General features: G+C 70.9%; 14 protein-coding genes. 6 read left to right on the top strand and 8 right to left on the bottom strand.

Features of this window, described 5'->3' with window-relative positions:
• Positions 1-35 precede the first annotated feature (35 nt).
• The 8 genes from gmk to pyrR are packed head-to-tail and all read right to left on the bottom strand — an operon-like array spanning position 36 to position 9543.
• A complete protein-coding gene (gmk, locus tag ACLBWJ_RS01055; protein WP_112614868.1) occupies positions 36-932 on the bottom strand; it encodes a guanylate kinase in 897 nt (298 codons plus the stop codon).
• A complete protein-coding gene (gene pyrF, locus ACLBWJ_RS01050) occupies positions 925-1794 on the bottom strand; it encodes an orotidine-5'-phosphate decarboxylase (RefSeq protein ID WP_447659589.1) in 870 nt (289 codons plus the stop codon). The genes gmk and pyrF overlap by 8 nt, the downstream gene beginning before the upstream one ends.
• Positions 1791-5078 (bottom strand): carbamoyl-phosphate synthase large subunit, encoded by a 3288-nt coding sequence (carB, locus tag ACLBWJ_RS01045; protein WP_274177924.1) that lies wholly within the window; start codon positions 5076-5078, stop codon positions 1791-1793. The genes pyrF and carB overlap by 4 nt, the downstream gene beginning before the upstream one ends.
• A complete protein-coding gene (carA, locus tag ACLBWJ_RS01040; RefSeq protein ID WP_378718704.1) occupies positions 5078-6226 on the bottom strand; it encodes a glutamine-hydrolyzing carbamoyl-phosphate synthase small subunit in 1149 nt (382 codons plus the stop codon). The genes carB and carA overlap by 1 nt, the downstream gene beginning before the upstream one ends.
• Positions 6223-6747: a PH-like domain-containing protein gene (locus ACLBWJ_RS01035; RefSeq protein ID WP_274177925.1), complete on the bottom strand. Its 525-nt coding sequence runs from the start codon at positions 6745-6747 to the stop codon at positions 6223-6225. The genes carA and ACLBWJ_RS01035 overlap by 4 nt, the downstream gene beginning before the upstream one ends.
• Entirely contained in the window at positions 6744-8054 is a 1311-nt protein-coding gene (locus tag ACLBWJ_RS01030) for a dihydroorotase (RefSeq protein ID WP_274177926.1), read from the bottom strand. Before ACLBWJ_RS01030 ends, ACLBWJ_RS01035 begins: the two co-directional genes overlap by 4 nt.
• Positions 8051-9016, bottom strand: a complete 966-nt coding sequence (locus ACLBWJ_RS01025; RefSeq protein WP_274177927.1) for an aspartate carbamoyltransferase catalytic subunit — start codon at positions 9014-9016, stop codon at positions 8051-8053. Before ACLBWJ_RS01025 ends, ACLBWJ_RS01030 begins: the two co-directional genes overlap by 4 nt.
• Positions 9013-9543, bottom strand: a complete 531-nt coding sequence (gene pyrR, locus ACLBWJ_RS01020; protein ID WP_269266176.1) for a bifunctional pyr operon transcriptional regulator/uracil phosphoribosyltransferase PyrR — start codon at positions 9541-9543, stop codon at positions 9013-9015. The genes ACLBWJ_RS01025 and pyrR overlap by 4 nt, the downstream gene beginning before the upstream one ends.
• A gap of 143 nt (positions 9544-9686) precedes the next feature.
• Between pyrR and mvk the strand changes: the two genes are divergently transcribed.
• The 6 genes from mvk to ACLBWJ_RS00990 are packed head-to-tail and all read left to right on the top strand — an operon-like array spanning position 9687 to position 16064.
• Positions 9687-10691 (top strand): mevalonate kinase, encoded by a 1005-nt coding sequence (gene mvk / locus ACLBWJ_RS01015; protein ID WP_274177928.1) that lies wholly within the window; start codon positions 9687-9689, stop codon positions 10689-10691.
• Positions 10688-11656, top strand: coding sequence for a diphosphomevalonate decarboxylase (gene mvaD, locus ACLBWJ_RS01010; RefSeq protein WP_274177929.1), 969 nt, complete (start codon positions 10688-10690; stop codon positions 11654-11656). Before mvk ends, mvaD begins: the two co-directional genes overlap by 4 nt.
• The gene (locus tag ACLBWJ_RS01005; protein ID WP_274177930.1) at positions 11653-12801 is read left to right on the top strand and encodes a phosphomevalonate kinase; all 1149 of its coding nucleotides are present in this window, start codon (positions 11653-11655) and stop codon (positions 12799-12801) included. Before mvaD ends, ACLBWJ_RS01005 begins: the two co-directional genes overlap by 4 nt.
• Positions 12791-13870, top strand: coding sequence for a type 2 isopentenyl-diphosphate Delta-isomerase (gene fni / locus ACLBWJ_RS01000; RefSeq protein WP_112614888.1), 1080 nt, complete (start codon positions 12791-12793; stop codon positions 13868-13870). Before ACLBWJ_RS01005 ends, fni begins: the two co-directional genes overlap by 11 nt.
• Complete coding sequence (locus ACLBWJ_RS00995; protein ID WP_274177931.1) at positions 13867-14913, top strand: hydroxymethylglutaryl-CoA reductase; 1047 nt, start codon at positions 13867-13869, stop codon at positions 14911-14913. Before fni ends, ACLBWJ_RS00995 begins: the two co-directional genes overlap by 4 nt.
• Positions 14910-16064 carry a hydroxymethylglutaryl-CoA synthase gene (locus ACLBWJ_RS00990; protein ID WP_274177932.1) on the top strand — a complete coding sequence of 385 codons (1155 nt, stop codon included), beginning with the start codon at positions 14910-14912 and terminating at the stop codon, positions 16062-16064. Before ACLBWJ_RS00995 ends, ACLBWJ_RS00990 begins: the two co-directional genes overlap by 4 nt.
• Positions 16065-16205 lie beyond the last annotated feature (141 nt).

Raw genomic sequence — 16205 nt, 5'->3', positions numbered from 1 at the left:
CGCCGCAGGCGCAGGCATCCCCCCAGTCTACGCGATCAGTCGGCCAGCGCGGCGACCTCGTCGGCCGCGCGCGCGACGGTGTCATTGACGACGCGGTAGTCGAACTCGCCCTGCGAGGCGAGCTCGACACGCGCCGTACGGAGGCGACGGGCGCGTTCCTCGGCGTCCTCGGTTCCCCGCCCGACCAGCCGGTCGACCAGTTCGTCCCAGCTCGGCGGCAGGAGGAAGACGAGGGTCGCATCCGGCGCGGCCGCGCGCACCTGACGGGCTCCCTGCAGGTCGATCTCCAACAGCACCGTGCGCCCCGCCGCGAGTGCCGCCTCGATGGGCGCCTTCGGCGTGCCGTACCGGTGACGGTTGTGCACGGTGGCCCACTCGAGCAGCTCGCCCTCGGCGATGAGACGGTCGAACTCGGCGTCGTCGACGAAGTAATAGTGCTCGCCGTCGACCTCTCCCGGCCGCGGGGCCCGGGTGGTCGCCGACACCGACAGCATGATCTCGGGATGGTTGTCGCGGATGTGCGCGGCGACCGTTCCCTTGCCGACGGCAGTGGGCCCGGCCAGCACAAGCAGCCGCGATCGGCCGGCACGCGGCTGGGGCTCGGGCAGGCGGGCATCCAAGAACTGCTGAAGCGCGAGCCGCTGACGCGACCCCAGCCCGCCGAGGCGCTTGACGGGCGAGATGTCGAGATCCGCGAGGATCCGGTCGCGCTTGTTCTCACCGATCGCCGGGATCGCCGTGAGGAAGTCGGTCACCCGCATGGCGCCGGCCGCCGACTCGGGATCGGCGAGAGCGCGCCGCAGGAGCTCCTGAGGTGAGATGACGCGCATCGCGACATCCTTCTTCAGCGCCGCCCGCTCGCGTCGCGCTTCGACGGCACGGCGTGACGCCGCGGCGCGGTCGACCTCGGGTGGGTGGGGACGATCAGCCACGGGCTTCCTCCTCTGCCTCGGCGAGCTCCCGCCGATGCGCGTCGATGGCGTCGATGATTCCGTCGGGACCGGCGGCGAGCACGCTGCGGCTGGCGCTCGCGACCACCTGGCCCGCGAGCGGTCCGAACACCGAACGCACCGCGCCGAGCGCCACGCCCTGCGCGCCGAAGCCGGGAGCGAGGATCGGTGCGCCGCGAAGCGATTCGTGCGTGAGGCCGAGCTCGTCGCGGTCGACGGTCGCACCCACGACGAGCCCGACGTGACCGAGACCTCCCGCGTCCGCCGCCGCACGGTTCGCCCATCCGACGCCGGCGGCGACCCAGTCCGCGACCGTCTGGCCGCGCTGCGCCTCGACGACGGTGACCTCCGCCGACTGCAGTCCGAACGCCTCGCGGTTGCTGGTGGCGGCGAGGACGAAGACGCCCTTGCCGGCGCGCGCCGCGGCGGTGATCGTGCCGCGGAGCGACCCCGGGCCGAGGTACGGGCTCACGGTGACGGCGTCGGCCTCCAGCGGGGCGCCCGGCTCGAGCCACGCCGCGGCATAGCCGTCCATCGTGCTGCCGATGTCGCCGCGCTTGGCGTCCGCGATGACGATGAGGCCCGCGTCGCGTGCGGCGCGCTGCACCTCTTCGAGCGCGGCGAAGCCCGCTGACCCGTACCGTTCGAAGAAGGCGACCTGCGGCTTGACGATGCCCACCCGCTCGCGCGCGGCCTCGACCACGCGCAGACCGAACTCGCGCACGCCCGCGGCCGAGGCCGGAAGGCCCCAGTCCGCGAGCAGTGCGGCGTGCGGGTCGATGCCGACGCAGAGCGACCCATACGTGTCGAGCGCGCCGGACAGGCGCTCCCCGAATGCGGTCACCTGCGCCCCGCCCGCTCGAGGGCGTAGTCCTGCAGGCTCTTGACCTCGAACCCTTCCCGGAGCACGGGCAGCGCGCTCACGGCGGCACCGAGGACCGCCATCGTGGTGAACAGGGCACGGTCGCCCGCCACGGCCGCGGCCCGGATCTCGTAGCCGTCTGCGCGAGCGACGCCGCCCGAGGGCGTGTTCACGACCATGTCGATCTCGCCGGCGTTGATGAGATCGACGACGTTTCGCTCCCCCGAGCCCTGGGTCTCGGAGTACTTGCCGACGACCTCCACGCGGATGCCGTTGCGAGCGAGGATCTCGGCGGTCCCCTCGGTCGCGATCAGGCGGAAGCCGAGCTCCTGCAGCCGGTGGGCAGGCAGGATGACGGCGCGCTTGTCGTCGTCGGCGACCGACAGGAACACGGTGCCCGAGGTGGGCATGCCGCCGTAGGCGGCCGCCTGGCTCTTCGCGAAGGCGGTCGGGAAGTCGCGGTCGATGCCCATGACCTCACCGGTCGAGCGCATCTCCGGGCCGAGGACCGAGTCGACCGTCCGGCCGTCAGCGGTGCGGAAGCGCTTGAAGGGGAGTACGGCCTCCTTGACGGCGACCGGCGCATCGAGCGGGACCCGCGAGCCGTCCTCGGCGGGCAGCAGCCCCTCGGCCTTCAGCTCGGCGATCGACGACCCGGCCATGATCCGCGACGCGGCCTTGGCCAGCGGGATGCCGAGCGCCTTCGACACGAAGGGCACGGTGCGGCTCGCGCGCGGGTTCGCCTCGATGACGTAGAGCACACCCGCCGACACGGCGAACTGCACGTTCAGCAGACCCCGCACGCCGACACCGCGGGCGATGGCGAGAGTCGCCTCGCGCACCCGGTCGATCTCGGTGCGGCCGAGCGACATCGGCGGCAGCGTGCAGCTCGAGTCACCGGAGTGGATGCCGGCTTCCTCGAGGTGCTCCATCACGCCGCCGATGTACAGCTCTTCGCCGTCGAACAGCGCGTCGACGTCGAGCTCCACGGCGTCATCGAGGAAGCGATCGACGAGCAGCGGGAGGCCCGGGCCGATGATCGCCTGGTCGGCGACGCGCACGAAGTAGTCGCGCAGGCTCTCGGTGTCGTAGACGATCTCCATGCCGCGGCCGCCGAGGACGAAGCTCGGGCGGACCAGGACGGGGTAGCCGATCGACTCGGCGACCTCGACGGCCCCCTCGACGTCGATGGCGGTGCCGTTGCGCGGGGCGACGAGACCGGCGTCGTCGAGCAGACGCGAGAAGAGCTCACGCTCCTCGGCCAGGTCGATCGCCGCGGGCTGGGTGCCCAGGATGCTGTATCCGGCCGCCTCGATGCCCTTTGCGAGCCCGAGCGGCGTCTGACCGCCGAGCTGGCAGATGACGCCGAGGATCGTGCCGGACTGCGACTCGGCGTGCAGCACCTCGAGGACGTCCTCGAGCGTCAGCGGCTCGAAGTAGAGCCGGTCGCTCGTGTCGTAGTCGGTCGATACCGTTTCGGGGTTGCAGTTGACCATGATCGTCTCGTAGCCGGCGTCCGCCAGCGCGAAGCTGGCGTGGACGCACGAGTAGTCGAACTCGACGCCCTGCCCGATGCGGTTGGGGCCCGAGCCGATGATGACGACCTTCGTGCGCTCGGAGGGCGTGACCTCGGTCTCGGTGTCGTACGACGAGTAGTGGTACGGCGTGAGCGCGGGGAACTCACCGGCGCAGGTGTCGACCGTCTTGAAGACCGGCCGCAGGCCGAGGCCGTGGCGGACGCCGCGCACCTCTTCTTCGGTGATGCCGCGCAGCTGCGCGATCTGCGCGTCGCTGAACCCGTGGTCCTTCGCCGTCCGAATGACGTGCTCGTCGAGCTCGCCCGCGTCGGCCACGAACGCCGCGACCTCGTTGATCAGCTCGATCTGGTCGAGGAACCACGGGTCGATCGCGGTGGCTTCGAAGGCCTGCTCGACCGTCGCGCCCTTGCGCATCGCCTGCTGCAGGACCACGATCCGGCCGTCGGTCGGGGTCTTCGCGATCTCGAGCAGCTCGTCCACCGAGCGCTCCTCGTCGCCCCAGTGGAAGCTCGATCCGCGCTTCTCGAGCGAGCGCAGCGCCTTCTGGAGAGCCGTGGCGTAGTTGCGCCCGATCGCCATCGCCTCGCCCACCGACTTCATGGTCGTCGTGAGGGTGGTGTCGGCGGCCGGGAACTTCTCGAAGTTGAAGCGCGGCACCTTGACCACGACGTAGTCGAGCGTCGGCTCGAAGCTCGCCGGGGTGACCTTCGTGATGTCGTTCGGGATCTCGTCGAGGCGGTAGCCGATCGCGAGCTTCGCGGCGATCTTCGCGATCGGGAACCCGGTCGCCTTCGACGCCAGCGCGGACGAACGCGACACGCGCGGGTTCATCTCGATGACGATGATGCGCCCCGTCTGCGGATCGACCGCGAACTGGATGTTGCAGCCACCGGTGTCGACGCCGACGGCGCGGATGATGTCGATGCCGATGTCGCGCATCTTCTGGTACTCGCGGTCGGTGAGCGTCAGTGCCGGCGCGACCGTGATGGAGTCGCCGGTGTGGACGCCGACCGGGTCGACGTTCTCGATCGAGCAGACGACCACGGTGTTGTCGGCCGAGTCGCGCATGAGCTCGAGCTCGTACTCCTTCCACCCGAGGATCGACTCCTCCAGCAGGACCTCGGTCGTGGGCGAGTCGCGCAGGCCCGCTCCGGCGATACGGCGCAGGTCCTCCTCGTCGTACGCGAAGCCCGAGCCGAGCCCGCCCATCGTGAAGGAGGGGCGCACGACGAGCGGGTAGCCGAGCTCGGCGGCGCCCGCGAGCACCTCGTCCATCGTGTGGCAGATGCGGCTGTCGGCGACATCCGCTCCCGAGTCGATGACGAGCTGCTTGAAGATCTGCCGATCCTCGCCCTTGTTGATCGCCTCGAAGTTCGCGCCGATCAGCTCGATGTCGTACTTCTCGAGGATGCCGTGCTTGTGCAGGTCGATCGCCGCGTTGAGAGCGGTCTGACCGCCCAGGGTCGGCAGGATCGCGTCGGGGCGCTCCTTGGCGATGATCGTCTCGATGACCTGCCACGTGATGGGCTCGATGTACGTGGCGTCGGCGAAGTCGGGATCGGTCATGATCGTCGCCGGGTTGGAGTTGACGAGGATGACGCGGACACCCTCCTCGCGGAGCACGCGGCACGCCTGGGTGCCGGAGTAGTCGAATTCACAGGCCTGGCCGATGACGATCGGCCCCGACCCGATGACGAGGACGCTCTGGATATCGTCGCGCTTGGGCATCAGTTCTTGTTCTCCTGGGTCGCGACCACGAGGTCGCGGAAGCGGTCGAAGAGGTAGTTGGCGTCGTGCGGGCCGGCGGCGGCCTCGGGGTGGTACTGCACCGAGAATGCCGGCAGGTCGAGGGCCCGCAGGCCCTCCACGACGTTGTCGTTGAGGCCGACGTGGCTCACCTCGACGCGGCCGAAGCCGGCCGGGCTGTCGACGACGCCCTCGATCGGCGCGTCGACGGCGAAGCCGTGGTTGTGCGCGGTGATCTCCACGCGCCCGGTCTGCTTGTCGAGCACGGGCTGGTTGATGCCGCGGTGGCCGAAGGGCAGCTTGTAGGTGCCGAAGCCGAGGGCGCGGCCGAGGAGCTGGTTGCCGAAGCAGATCCCGAAGAACGGCAGCTTCTCGGCGAGGACGCCCCGCAGGAGCTCGACGTGGTGGTCGCTCGCGGCCGGGTCGCCCGGGCCGTTGGAGTAGAACACCGCGATCGGGTCGATCGCACGGAGCTGCTCGAACGTGACGTCCTGCGGGAGGACGTGGACGTCGAATCCGCGGGCGGCGAGGTTGTTCACCGTGGCCTGCTTCACGCCGAGGTCGAGCACCGCGAGGTTTCCGAGCCGCTCCCCCGTCGCCGGGGTCACCTCGGCGGCGGGCACCGACACCTCGGCGGACAGGTTGCGACCGGTCATCTCCGGCGCCTCGCGGACGATGCGCAGCTGCTCCTCGGGATCGATGTCGGCGGCGTCGCCGCTGAAGACGCCGCCGCGCATCGAGCCCGCCGAGCGCAGGACGCGCGTGACGGCGCGCGTGTCGATGCCGCTGATGCCGACGATGCCGTCGCGCTCGAGCGACTCGTCGAGCGAGTTCTCCGAGCGCCAGTTCGACACGACGCGCGAGGGGTCGCGCACGATGTAGCCGGCGACCCAGATGCGGCGCGACTCGACGTCCTCGCCGTTCATGCCGGTGTTTCCGATGTGGGGTGCGGTCTGCAGCACGATCTGGCCCGCGTAGGACGGGTCGGTGAGGGTCTCCTGGTAGCCGGTCATGCCGGTCGCGAAGACGACTTCTCCGAGGGTGGTGCCGCGCGCGCCGTAGGCGCGGCCGATGTGGCGGGATCCGTCCTCGAGCACGAGCACGGCGGGGTCACGGGTGAACAGTGTCACGCGTCGCCTCCTGGGGTCTGGGTGGGGGTCACGATGGTCTGGATGGCATCGGCCAGCGCACGGGCCGATGCGGTCTGGGGCCGGAAGTAGCTGTCCACGATCGTCTCGTCATCGATCAGCCAGCTCAGGCGTGTCAGGCCCTGCTTCTCGACGACACGGTCGATGGCGACGGTGGCCTGATCGACGGAGACGATGCGCCCGGCGGGGATGTACAGGCGCGGCTGACCGGTCAGGTCGATGGCCACGCCGTCACCCGCGCCTCCCGCGGCGACGATGACGTCGACGCGGGAGCGGAATCCGAGCCCGCGGATGGCGAGGCGCTCGAGCGGCTCGTCGTGGCGGGTCGTCGCGACGTAGAGTCCCGAGATCGCCGCCGTCTGCACGGCGCCCGCGGGCAACTCGCCCACCGGTGCCGTGAGGCCGCTGTCGCGCCTCGTTCGTCGTCGCCAGGCCCAGACCCCGAGTGCGAGTAGCACCAGGGCGACCGCGACCATGACGAGCAGAGCTCCTTCGCGGGTCACGCGCGGGCTCCCGGGCGTTCGAGCAGGTCACCGTCGGCGACCGTCGGCGTGCCGCGGAAGAACGTCCAGCGCACCTCGCCCGGCAGTTCGCGATCGACGTAGGGCGAGTTCACGCTGCGACCCCGCAGGTCGGCATCCGTGAAGGTGCGGACCGGGCGTGGGTCGTACAGCGTGAACGAGGCGGGGCGGCCGGCCTCGAGCGGCGTGCCGGCATCGGCCAGGCGGCCGATCCGAGCGGGAGCCGTCGAGAGCACGCGGGCGACGTCGCCCCAATCGAGCAGTCCGGTGTCGACGACCGCTTGGTGCACGACCCGCAGCGCGGACTCGAGACCGACCATGCCGTTCGCCGCGGCGGCCCATTCGCACGTCTTCGCCTCGGCGGGGTGCGGCGCGTGGTCGGTCGCGACGATATCGATCGTGCCGTCGGCGAGGCCCTCGCGGACTGCCCGCACGTCCTCGTCACGGCGAAGCGGCGGGTTGACCTTGAAACGCGCGTCGTAGCCGCGGACGAGTTCTTCCGACAGCAGCAGGTGGTGCGGGGTCACCTCGGCGGTCACGTTCACGCCCCGCTTCTTCGCCCACCGGATGATGTCGACCGAGCCCGCCGTCGAGAGGTGGCAGACGTGCAGTCGAGAGCCGACGTGCTCGGCGAGCAGGACGTCGCGCGCGATGATCGACTCCTCGGCGACCGCCGGCCAGCCGGTCAGTCCCAGCTCTGCCGACACGGTGCCCTCGTTCATCTGGGCGCCCTCGGTCAGCCGCGGATCCTGAGCATGCTGGGCGACGACGCCGTCGAACGACTTCACGTATTCGAGGGCGCGGCGCATGATGAGCGGATCGAAGACGCAGAAGCCGTCGTCGCTGAACACGCGGACGCGCGCCCGCGAGGCGGCCATCGCGCCCAGCTCGGCCAGGCGCTCGCCCTTCTGCCCGATCGTGACGGCGCCGATCGGCTGGACGTGCACGTACCCGGCGGCCTCGCCCAGGGCGAGCTCCTGCTCGACGACACCCGCGGTGTCGGCGACGGGCGAGGTGTTGGGCATCGCGAAAACGGTGGTGAACCCGCCCGCCGCTGCGGCACGCGACCCGGTGAGGATCGTCTCGGACGCCTCGAACCCCGGCTCGCGCAAGTGGGTGTGCAGGTCGACGAGCCCCGGCAGGGCGATGAGCCCGTCGGCGTCGACGACGGTGGCACCTCTGGCGCTCAGGCCGGTGCCGACCTCGGCGATCGTCCCGTCGATGACCAGCATGTCCGTCGCGTCGCTGCCGGCCAGGCGCGCTCCGCGGATGAGGAAGCTCTCGCTCATCGTCCGTCCTCCTCAGCTTCGGTGCGCTCGCCCGCGAGCAGCAGGTAGAGCACGGCCATCCGCACCGAGACACCGTTCGCCACCTGCTCGAGCACGGTCGAGCGCGGCGAATCGGCGGCGGCGGCGGAGATCTCCATCCCCCGGTTCATCGGGCCGGGGTGCAGGACAATGCTATCGGCCGGGAGCGCGCCGAGCCGCGCGGCATCCAGGCCCCACATCCGCGAATACTCCCGTTCAGTCGGGAAATAGGCGGCGTTCATGCGCTCGAGCTGGATGCGGAGCATCATGAGCGCATCCGGACCCGCGGCGATGGCCTCATCGAGGTCGTAGATCACGCGGACCGGCCAGGCCGACACATCCTGCGGCACGAGGGTCGGCGGTGCGACGAGGGTCACCTCGGCACCCAGGGTCGTCAGCAGCCAGACGTTCGATCGCGCGACGCGCGAGTGCAGGATGTCGCCGACGATCGTCACCCGGAGACCGGCGAGGTCGCGGCCCCGGCTGGCCTCGCCGAAGAATCGTTTGCGGATGGTGAATGCGTCGAGCAGGGCCTGCGTCGGATGCGCGTGCGTGCCGTCACCGGCGTTGACCACACCGGCGCTGATCCATCCGCTGCCGGCCAGGGTCTGCGGTGCGCCGGAGGCGCCATGGCGGATCACGACGGCGTCGGCCCCCATCGCCTGCAGCGTTTGTGCCGTGTCCTGGAGGGACTCGCCCTTGGAGACCGACGAGCCCTTAGCCGAGAAGTTGATGACGTCGGCCGAGAGGCGCTTGGCGGCGGCCTCGAACGAGATCCGGGTGCGCGTGGAGTCCTCGAAGAAGAGGTTCACGACGGTCTTGCCTCGGAGCGTGGGGAGCTTGCGGACCTCGCGCTGCTGCGTAGCCGCCATGTCCTCCGCGACGTCGAGGATGCGCAGGGCGTCGCGCCGATCCAGGTCCTTGGTGTCGAGCAGGTGCCTCATGCTCCGATCGTCACCTCCTCGATGCCGTCGACTTCGCGCAGGCGCACATTGACCCGCTCGTCGCGGGCGCTGGGCAGGTTCTTGCCGACGAAGTCGGGTCGGATGGGCAGTTCGCGGTGGCCGCGGTCGACGAGAGTCGCGAGTCTGACGGCCGCGGGGCGACCGATGTCCTGCAGCGCGTCGAGGGCCGCGCGGATCGATCGTCCGGAGAACAACACGTCGTCGACGAGGACGACGACCTTGCCGTCGATGCCGCCCTCCGGAATCTCGGTCGGCTGCGGTGCCCTCGTCGGGTTGCGGTGCAGATCGTCGCGGTACATCGTCACATCGAGTGCTCCGACCGGGACGACCGTCCCGGAGATCTCCGCGAGGAGAGAGCCGATGCGTGCAGCGAGGGGAACGCCCCGCCGCGGGATGCCGAGGATGACGAGGTCGGCGGGTCCCCTGTTCGACTCGAGGATCTCGTGGGAGATCCTCGTCAGGGCCCGCGCGATGTCGGCTTCATGCAGCACGGTGCGCGTGCTCATCCGCCGCTCCCTTCTCCGCCTCACAGGACGGGGTTAAAGGTTGCTGGGTGCGGCGCCCATGATAGCGCTCGGAGGCCTCCGGAGCACATCCATGGCCACTCAGGCCTCGCCCGGGGGCGGACTGTTACGCTCGACGAAATTCCATGACTGCACCGACCGACGTCCCCATCGCACCGGACGCCCATCTGCACGTGGCAACGCACGGCTCGGCCGCGGAGCCCGGAGCGACGGGCCGCGCCGGTGCGAAGGCTATCCTCCTCGGCGAGCACGCCGTCGTGTACGGCCGCCCGGCGATCGCGATCCCGGTCAACGCTCTCGGAGTCGAGGCGCACGCGCAGCCGGCCGAAGGCCCCGGTCACCTCGCCAGCACGCTCTTCCACGGCCCCATCGCCCGAGCGCCCGAGCGGCTGCACGTCACGCTGACAGCCATGCGCGCCGCACTGGCGGCGGCAGGCAGGCCGGGCGCCGAGCTCGACATCTCGATCGACAGCAGCATCCCGGCCGAACGCGGGCTCGGGTCGAGCGCCGCCGTGTCCGCGGCGGTCATCGAGGCAGTGCTGGGAGCGTGCGGCTTCGCGGCCGACGACGAGACGATGCACGAGCTCATCCAGACGGCCGAGCGCGCCGCCCACGGCGCACCGAGCGGACTGGACGCGCGCACCGTGCGCGCTCGGGCGGCCGTGTGGTTCGATCAGGGCCGCATCGAGCCCGTCTCCGTCGGGCGCGATCTCGTGTTCGTCATCGCGGACACCGGAGTCCGGGGGCGCACCCGTGAAGCCGTCGCCGCCGTCGCCCAGCGGCGGGAGAGCGATCCGCGCGCGGTCGAAGCCGCCTTGGACGAGCTGGGCGCGCTGGCGACCGACCTCCGCAGCGACGTCTCGACGGGTGACCGCGAGGCGATCGGAAGCGCGATGAGCCGCGCCCACGTCCTCTTGACGGGCCTGGGCGTCGGCGATCCGGCGCTGGACCACCTCGTGCAGGCCGCGACCGCCGGCGGCGCCCTGGGCGCCAAGCTGACCGGCGGCGGCCGGGGCGGCTGCGTCCTCGCGCTCGCTCGAGACGCGGCATCCGCCGCCGAGCTCGGCGACCGACTCACCCGCGCCGGCGCCGCCGCGGTCTGGACCACCACCGTCGAAGGAGCGGCATGAGCACCGCGACAGCCATCGCGCACCCGAACATCGCGCTCGTGAAGTACTGGGGCAAGCGCGACAGCGCACTGAACCTCCCCGCAACGGGCAGCCTGTCGATGACGCTGGACATCTTCCCCACCACGACGACCGTCAGCCTCGACGAGGGAGCGTCCGGCGACGTCCTCGTCTTCAACGGCGAGCAGCGCGTCGACGGACCCTCCGAGCGGGTCACGCGATTCCTCGACATCGTTCGCGAGATGGCGGGCAGCACGCTCTCCGCTCGCGTCGAGACAGTCAACACCGTGCCGTCGGCCGCCGGTCTCGCGTCGTCCGCTTCGGGCTTCGCCGCGCTGGCCGTCGCCGCTTCCGCGGCTTACGGGCTGGACCTCGATACCCGCTCCCTGAGCCGACTCGCCCGCCGCGGCTCGGGATCGGCGTCGCGCTCGGTCATCCCCGGATTCGCCATCTGGCACGCCGGCGACAGCGATGAGACCTCTTTCGCCGAGCCCGTGGCAGCGCCGGATCTCGCGATGGTCGTGGCGATGGTGGAGAAGCGCGAGAAGCCGGTGTCCAGCCGTGAGGCGATGCGCCGCACGGTGCTCACCTCGCCCTTCTACCCCGCCTGGGTCTCGTCGACGGCCGAGAGCCTCGAAGCAGCCGCGGAAGCATGCCGAGACGGCGATGTCGAGCGCCTCGGCCGCATCACGGAGGTCAACGCCCTGCGGATGCACGCCCTGATCCAGTCGTGCGACCCGCCCATCCGCTATCTGAGCCCCGTGAGCGTCGAGATCTTCGACCGCATCTCGGCCCTGCGCGAGTCCGGCGTCGAAGCCTGGGCGACCGCCGATGCCGGACCGAACGTCGTGATCCTGACGCGGCCCGCGTCCGTCGATGCGGTCACTGCCGCGCTCGACGGTCTCGCCGAGCTCGCTGTCGCCCACCCCGGACCCGCCGCAGCTCTCGTCTCGCGAGCGGGCGAATGACCACCGTCGACTCGACCCGCGCGATCGTCGCGCGTGCGCCCGGCAAGCTGTTCGTGGCCGGTGAGTATGCGGTGGTCTCACCGGGTGAGCCATCCGTGCTCATCGCCGTCGACCGCTACCTGACGGTGTCGCTGTCCGAGAGCGTCGACGCCGGCAGCATCCACTCGCCGGAGTACAGCCGGATGCCGGTGCGCTGGACCCGGGGGCAGGACGGGCTGACGCTCGATCGCGAGCACCACCCCTACGACTACGTTATCGCCGCGATCGAGGTCTCCGAGCGTCTGCGCGCCGAGCGGGGCTTGCGTCCCCGCTTCTTCGACCTCTTCATCGAGAGCGGGCTCGACGACCCCAGCGGACGCAAGTTCGGCCTCGGTTCGTCGGCTGCCGTCACCGTCGCGACGATCGCCGCGATCGACCGGTTCTACGGATTCGACCTGGGCACACGCGGCCGCTACGAGCTCGCCATGCTCGCCACGATCGCCGTCGCCCCCCATGCTTCCGGTGGTGACGTCGCCGCGAGCACCTACGGCGGTTGGATCGGTTATCGCTCCCCCGACCGCGACCGCCTGCGCGCGGCGCGCGCGGAGAACGACGTCGCCCGTGTCCTGGGTTCGGACGCGTGGCGAGGAACGGAGATCACACGTCTCGCGCCTCCCGCGGGACTCGACCTGCTCGTCGGCTGGACGGGGCACCCCGCGTCGACGGAGCGCCTGGTCAGCGGTGTCTCGCGCGGCACCGACGTCGCGGACGGCGCGCATACGGGCTTCCTGGATGCCTCTCGCGCCTGCGTGGAGGATCTGTGGCGCGCGCTCGCGGCTTCGCCGCCCGGAACGACACCGCCCCGCGCTGCCTCCGACGACGCGCTCGCGCTCGACGCGATCCGGCGCAACCGTCGCCTGCTGCAGGCGCTCGGAGCACGGACGGGTGTGACGATCGAGACCGACCGCCTGAGGATCCTCTGCGACGCGGCCGAGGCGATCGGCGCGGCAGCCAAGCCGTCCGGGGCGGGCGGTGGCGACTGCGGCATCGTGCTCGCGCCCGCGGGCGCTGACGTCGCCGGCATGCTCCGGGTCTGGGAGACCAACGACATCCGACACCTCACGATCGGCGTGCACCCGCCGGAAGGAGAGCATCATGCCGGCTGAACTGGCTTCCGAGCGCAAGGACGACCACGTCCGTCTCGCCGCCGCACAGCAGAAGGAGCCGCCGCGGCCGAACGGCTGGGACGACGTCCGCTTCGTCCACCATGCCCTCGCCGGTGTCGACGCCGAGCGCGTCGATCTCGGCGTCGAGGTCGCCGGTGCCCGCTGGGCACTGCCGTTCTACGTCAACGCCATGACCGGCGGCAGCGCTTCGACCGGTGCGATCAACCGCGACCTCGCCATCGCCGCGCGTGAGACCGGCGTCGCGATCGCATCGGGCTCGTTGAGCATCGCGCTGGACAACCCCGACCTCATGGGGACGTTCCGCGTGATCCGCGACGAGAACCCCGATGGCTTCGTCATGGCCAATGTCGGGATCGAACGGTCTCCCGAAGACGCGCGGCGCGCCGTCGACGCCCTCGAGGCGAACGCTCTCCAGGTGCACGTGAACGCCATGCAGGAGACCGTGATGCCCGAGGGCAGCCGCTCGTTCTCGAGCTGGCCGGCCTCGCTCGAGGCCATCGTCGCCGCCGTCGAGGTGCCCGTCGTGGTGAAGGAGGTGGGGTTCGGTCTGAGCGCCGCCACGCTGTCCCGTCTGGGGAACCTGGGTGTGCGCTTCGCCGATGTGTCCGGCGTCGGCGGCACCGACTTCATGCGCATCGAGAACGACCGGCGATCGGGCCGCGACTACGCGTACCTGGCCGGGTGGGGACAGTCCGCGGTGGAGTGCTTGCTCGAGGCCCCGGCCGACGCGCCCGTGCTGTTGGCGTCCGGCGGCGTCCGCACGCCCCTCGACGTCGCGCGCGGCCTCGCGCTCGGCGCGCGTGCGGTCGGCGCCTCCGGTTCGTTCCTCTCGGTCGTGCTCGACGGCGGCGCGGAGGCGCTGATCTCCCGTATCCGGGAATGGTCTGACCACCTCACGGCGTTGCACTCCCTGGTGGGGGCGACCCGTCCGGACGATCTCCGCCGTACCGACCTGATCATCCACGGACGCGCGGCGGAGTTCGCGCGAGCCCGCGGTATCGATATCGACAGCCTGGCGCGTCGCGCCGGCGGGAAGGACGCGCGATGAGCGCCGAGTTCACCCCGATCCCCCTGCGGTGGGTGGGACCGCTTCGGCTCACCGGAGACGTCGAGACCGAGCAGGAAGTCCCGCTCGCGACCTACGAGTCGCCGCTGTGGCCCTCGGTCGGCCGCGGCGCGCGCATCTCGCGGCTCGTCGAGGACGGCATCCGCGTGACGGTCGTCGACGAACGGATGACGCGCTCGTCACTGTTCGTCGCCCAGTCGGCGGCGGCCGCCGTCGCTGCGTCGCGCGCCATCGTCGCCCGTTTCGACGAGCTCGCTGCCGCCGTCTCGGAGCGCAGCCGCCACGCCAAGCTCATCGACCTCGACACCGAGGTCGTCGGCAACCTGCTCTACCTCCGCTTCGCGCTGACGACCGGCGACGCCTCGGGCCACAACATGGTGACCTTCGCCGCGGAGACGCTCATGGAGCGCGTGCTCTCGTGGCACCCCGAGCTCTCGTACGGCTCGATCTCCGGCAACTACTGCACCGACAAGAAGGCCACGGCCGTCAACGGCATCCTCGGCCGCGGGCGCAACGTCATCGCCGAGATCGTGATCCCCGCAGACCTCGTACAGAAGCAGCTGCGGTCGACCGCGCAGCGCATCGTCGATCTGAACGTTCAGAAGAACCTGGTCGGCTCGACGATCGCCGGAGCGCTGCGCTCCGCCAACGCGCACTACGCCAACATGCTGTTGGCTTTCTACCTGGCTACGGGTCAGGACGCCGCGAACATCGTCGAGGGCTCGCAGGGGTTCACCTGGGCCGAGGTCCGCGGCGACGGCGACCTGTACTTCTCGTGCACGCTGCCCCACCTCATCGTCGGCACCGTCGGCAACGGCAAGGACCTGCCTGCCGTCGACGACGCTCTCGCGCGCCTCGGTTGCCGTGAGGAGCGTCCCTCCGGCGAGAACGCCCGACGCCTCGCGGGGCTGATCGCCGCCACCGTCCTCTGCGGCGAGCTCTCGCTGCTCGCCGCCCAGACCAATCCCGGGGAGCTCATGCAGTCGCACCTGCTCCTCGAGCGCCGGAAGGATTCCACGAAGTGACCACCATCGGCATCCACGACCTCGCTGTCGCCACGGCCTCGCACGTCGTCGAGCTCGACGACCTCGCCGCACGCGCGGACATCGACCCCGCGAAGTTCCGCATCGGGCTCGGCCAGGAGCAGATGAGCATCCCCGGCCTCGACGAGGACATCGTCACGATGGGCGCCGCGGCCGCGCAGCGCATCATCGACCGGCACGGTGTCGACGGCATCCGGACCCTGTTCTTCGCCACCGAGACCGGCATCGACCAGTCGCGCGCTGCCGGGGTGCACGTCCACGAGCTGCTCGGCCTCCCCCGCTCGGTCCGCGTCGTCGAGCTGAAGCAGGCCTGCTACTCCGCGACGGCCGCCCTTCAGGCTGCGGCCGGTCTCATCGCGCGCAACCCCGACGAGCGCGTCCTGGTCATCGCCAGTGATGTCGCCCGGTACGAGCTCGACACCGCGGCTGAGCCGACGCAGGGTGCAGGGGCGGTCGCCTTCCTCGTGTCGGCTGAGCCGGCGCTCGCCGTCCTCGAGACCGCCGCCGGCGTCTACACTGCGGAGGTCGACGACTTCTGGCGTCCCAACGACAGCGTCACCGCGGTCGTCGACGGCAAGCTCTCCGTCAGCGCTTACCTCGACGGTGTCGCAGGCGCGTGGGACGACTACCGGTCGCGCGGCGGCGTCGACATCGATCAGATCGACTGGTTCTGCCACCACCAGCCGTTCACCAAGATGGCCGTGAAGGCGCATCGCGCGCTCGGTCAGCACGTCGGCGTCGAACTCGACCCCGAGCTCGTGACCGCGACCACCGGCTACAACCGCCGGATCGGCAACTCCTACACGGCGTCGCTCTACATCGCTCTCGCAGCGCTCCTGGACGGCGAGAACGACCTCACTGGTTCGCGCATCGGGCTCTTCAGCTACGGCTCGGGGTCGGTCAGCGAGTTCTTCACCCTCGTCGTCCAGCCCGGCTACCGCGAGGCGACCCGCGGCGCGGAGACCGAGGCCATCCTCGCCGCGCGGACCGCAGTCGATGTCCCCACCTACCGTGAGCTCCACGACGCGACGCACCGCGACAGCACCGTCGACGTCGAGATCGCGGCCGAGTCCCCCGGCCCGTTCCACTTCGCCGGCCTCGCAGGGCGCGCCCGCCGCTACACCCGCGACTGACGCCCCGCGCTTCGCGAGAGAGCACGAACGCACGGTCCCAGCCCCTGGGCACCGTGCGTTCGTGCATCCTCGGCGGTGAAAAGAAGCAGGACACGACGGAGAGAGGGCCCCGACCGAGGTCGGGGCCCTCTCTCCGTTTCA

It is taken from the genome of Microbacterium sp. M4A5_1d (assembly GCF_053345465.1).
This window is presented reverse-complemented; position numbering and strand designations above follow the sequence as displayed.

Coding starts and splice junctions, on each gene's coding strand:
- carB (WP_274177924.1), bottom strand. CDS start 5,078: ATGCCCAAGCGCGACGATATCCAGAGCGTCCTCGTCATCGGGTCGGGG.
- ACLBWJ_RS01030 (WP_274177926.1), bottom strand. CDS start 8,054: ATGAGCGAGAGCTTCCTCATCCGCGGAGCGCGCCTGGCCGGCAGCGAC.
- ACLBWJ_RS01025 (WP_274177927.1), bottom strand. CDS start 9,016: ATGAGGCACCTGCTCGACACCAAGGACCTGGATCGGCGCGACGCCCTG.
- pyrR (WP_269266176.1), bottom strand. CDS start 9,543: ATGAGCACGCGCACCGTGCTGCATGAAGCCGACATCGCGCGGGCCCTG.
- mvk (WP_274177928.1), top strand. CDS start 9,687: ATGACTGCACCGACCGACGTCCCCATCGCACCGGACGCCCATCTGCAC.
- mvaD (WP_274177929.1), top strand. CDS start 10,688: ATGAGCACCGCGACAGCCATCGCGCACCCGAACATCGCGCTCGTGAAG.
- ACLBWJ_RS01005 (WP_274177930.1), top strand. CDS start 11,653: ATGACCACCGTCGACTCGACCCGCGCGATCGTCGCGCGTGCGCCCGGC.
- fni (WP_112614888.1), top strand. CDS start 12,791: ATGCCGGCTGAACTGGCTTCCGAGCGCAAGGACGACCACGTCCGTCTC.
- ACLBWJ_RS00995 (WP_274177931.1), top strand. CDS start 13,867: ATGAGCGCCGAGTTCACCCCGATCCCCCTGCGGTGGGTGGGACCGCTT.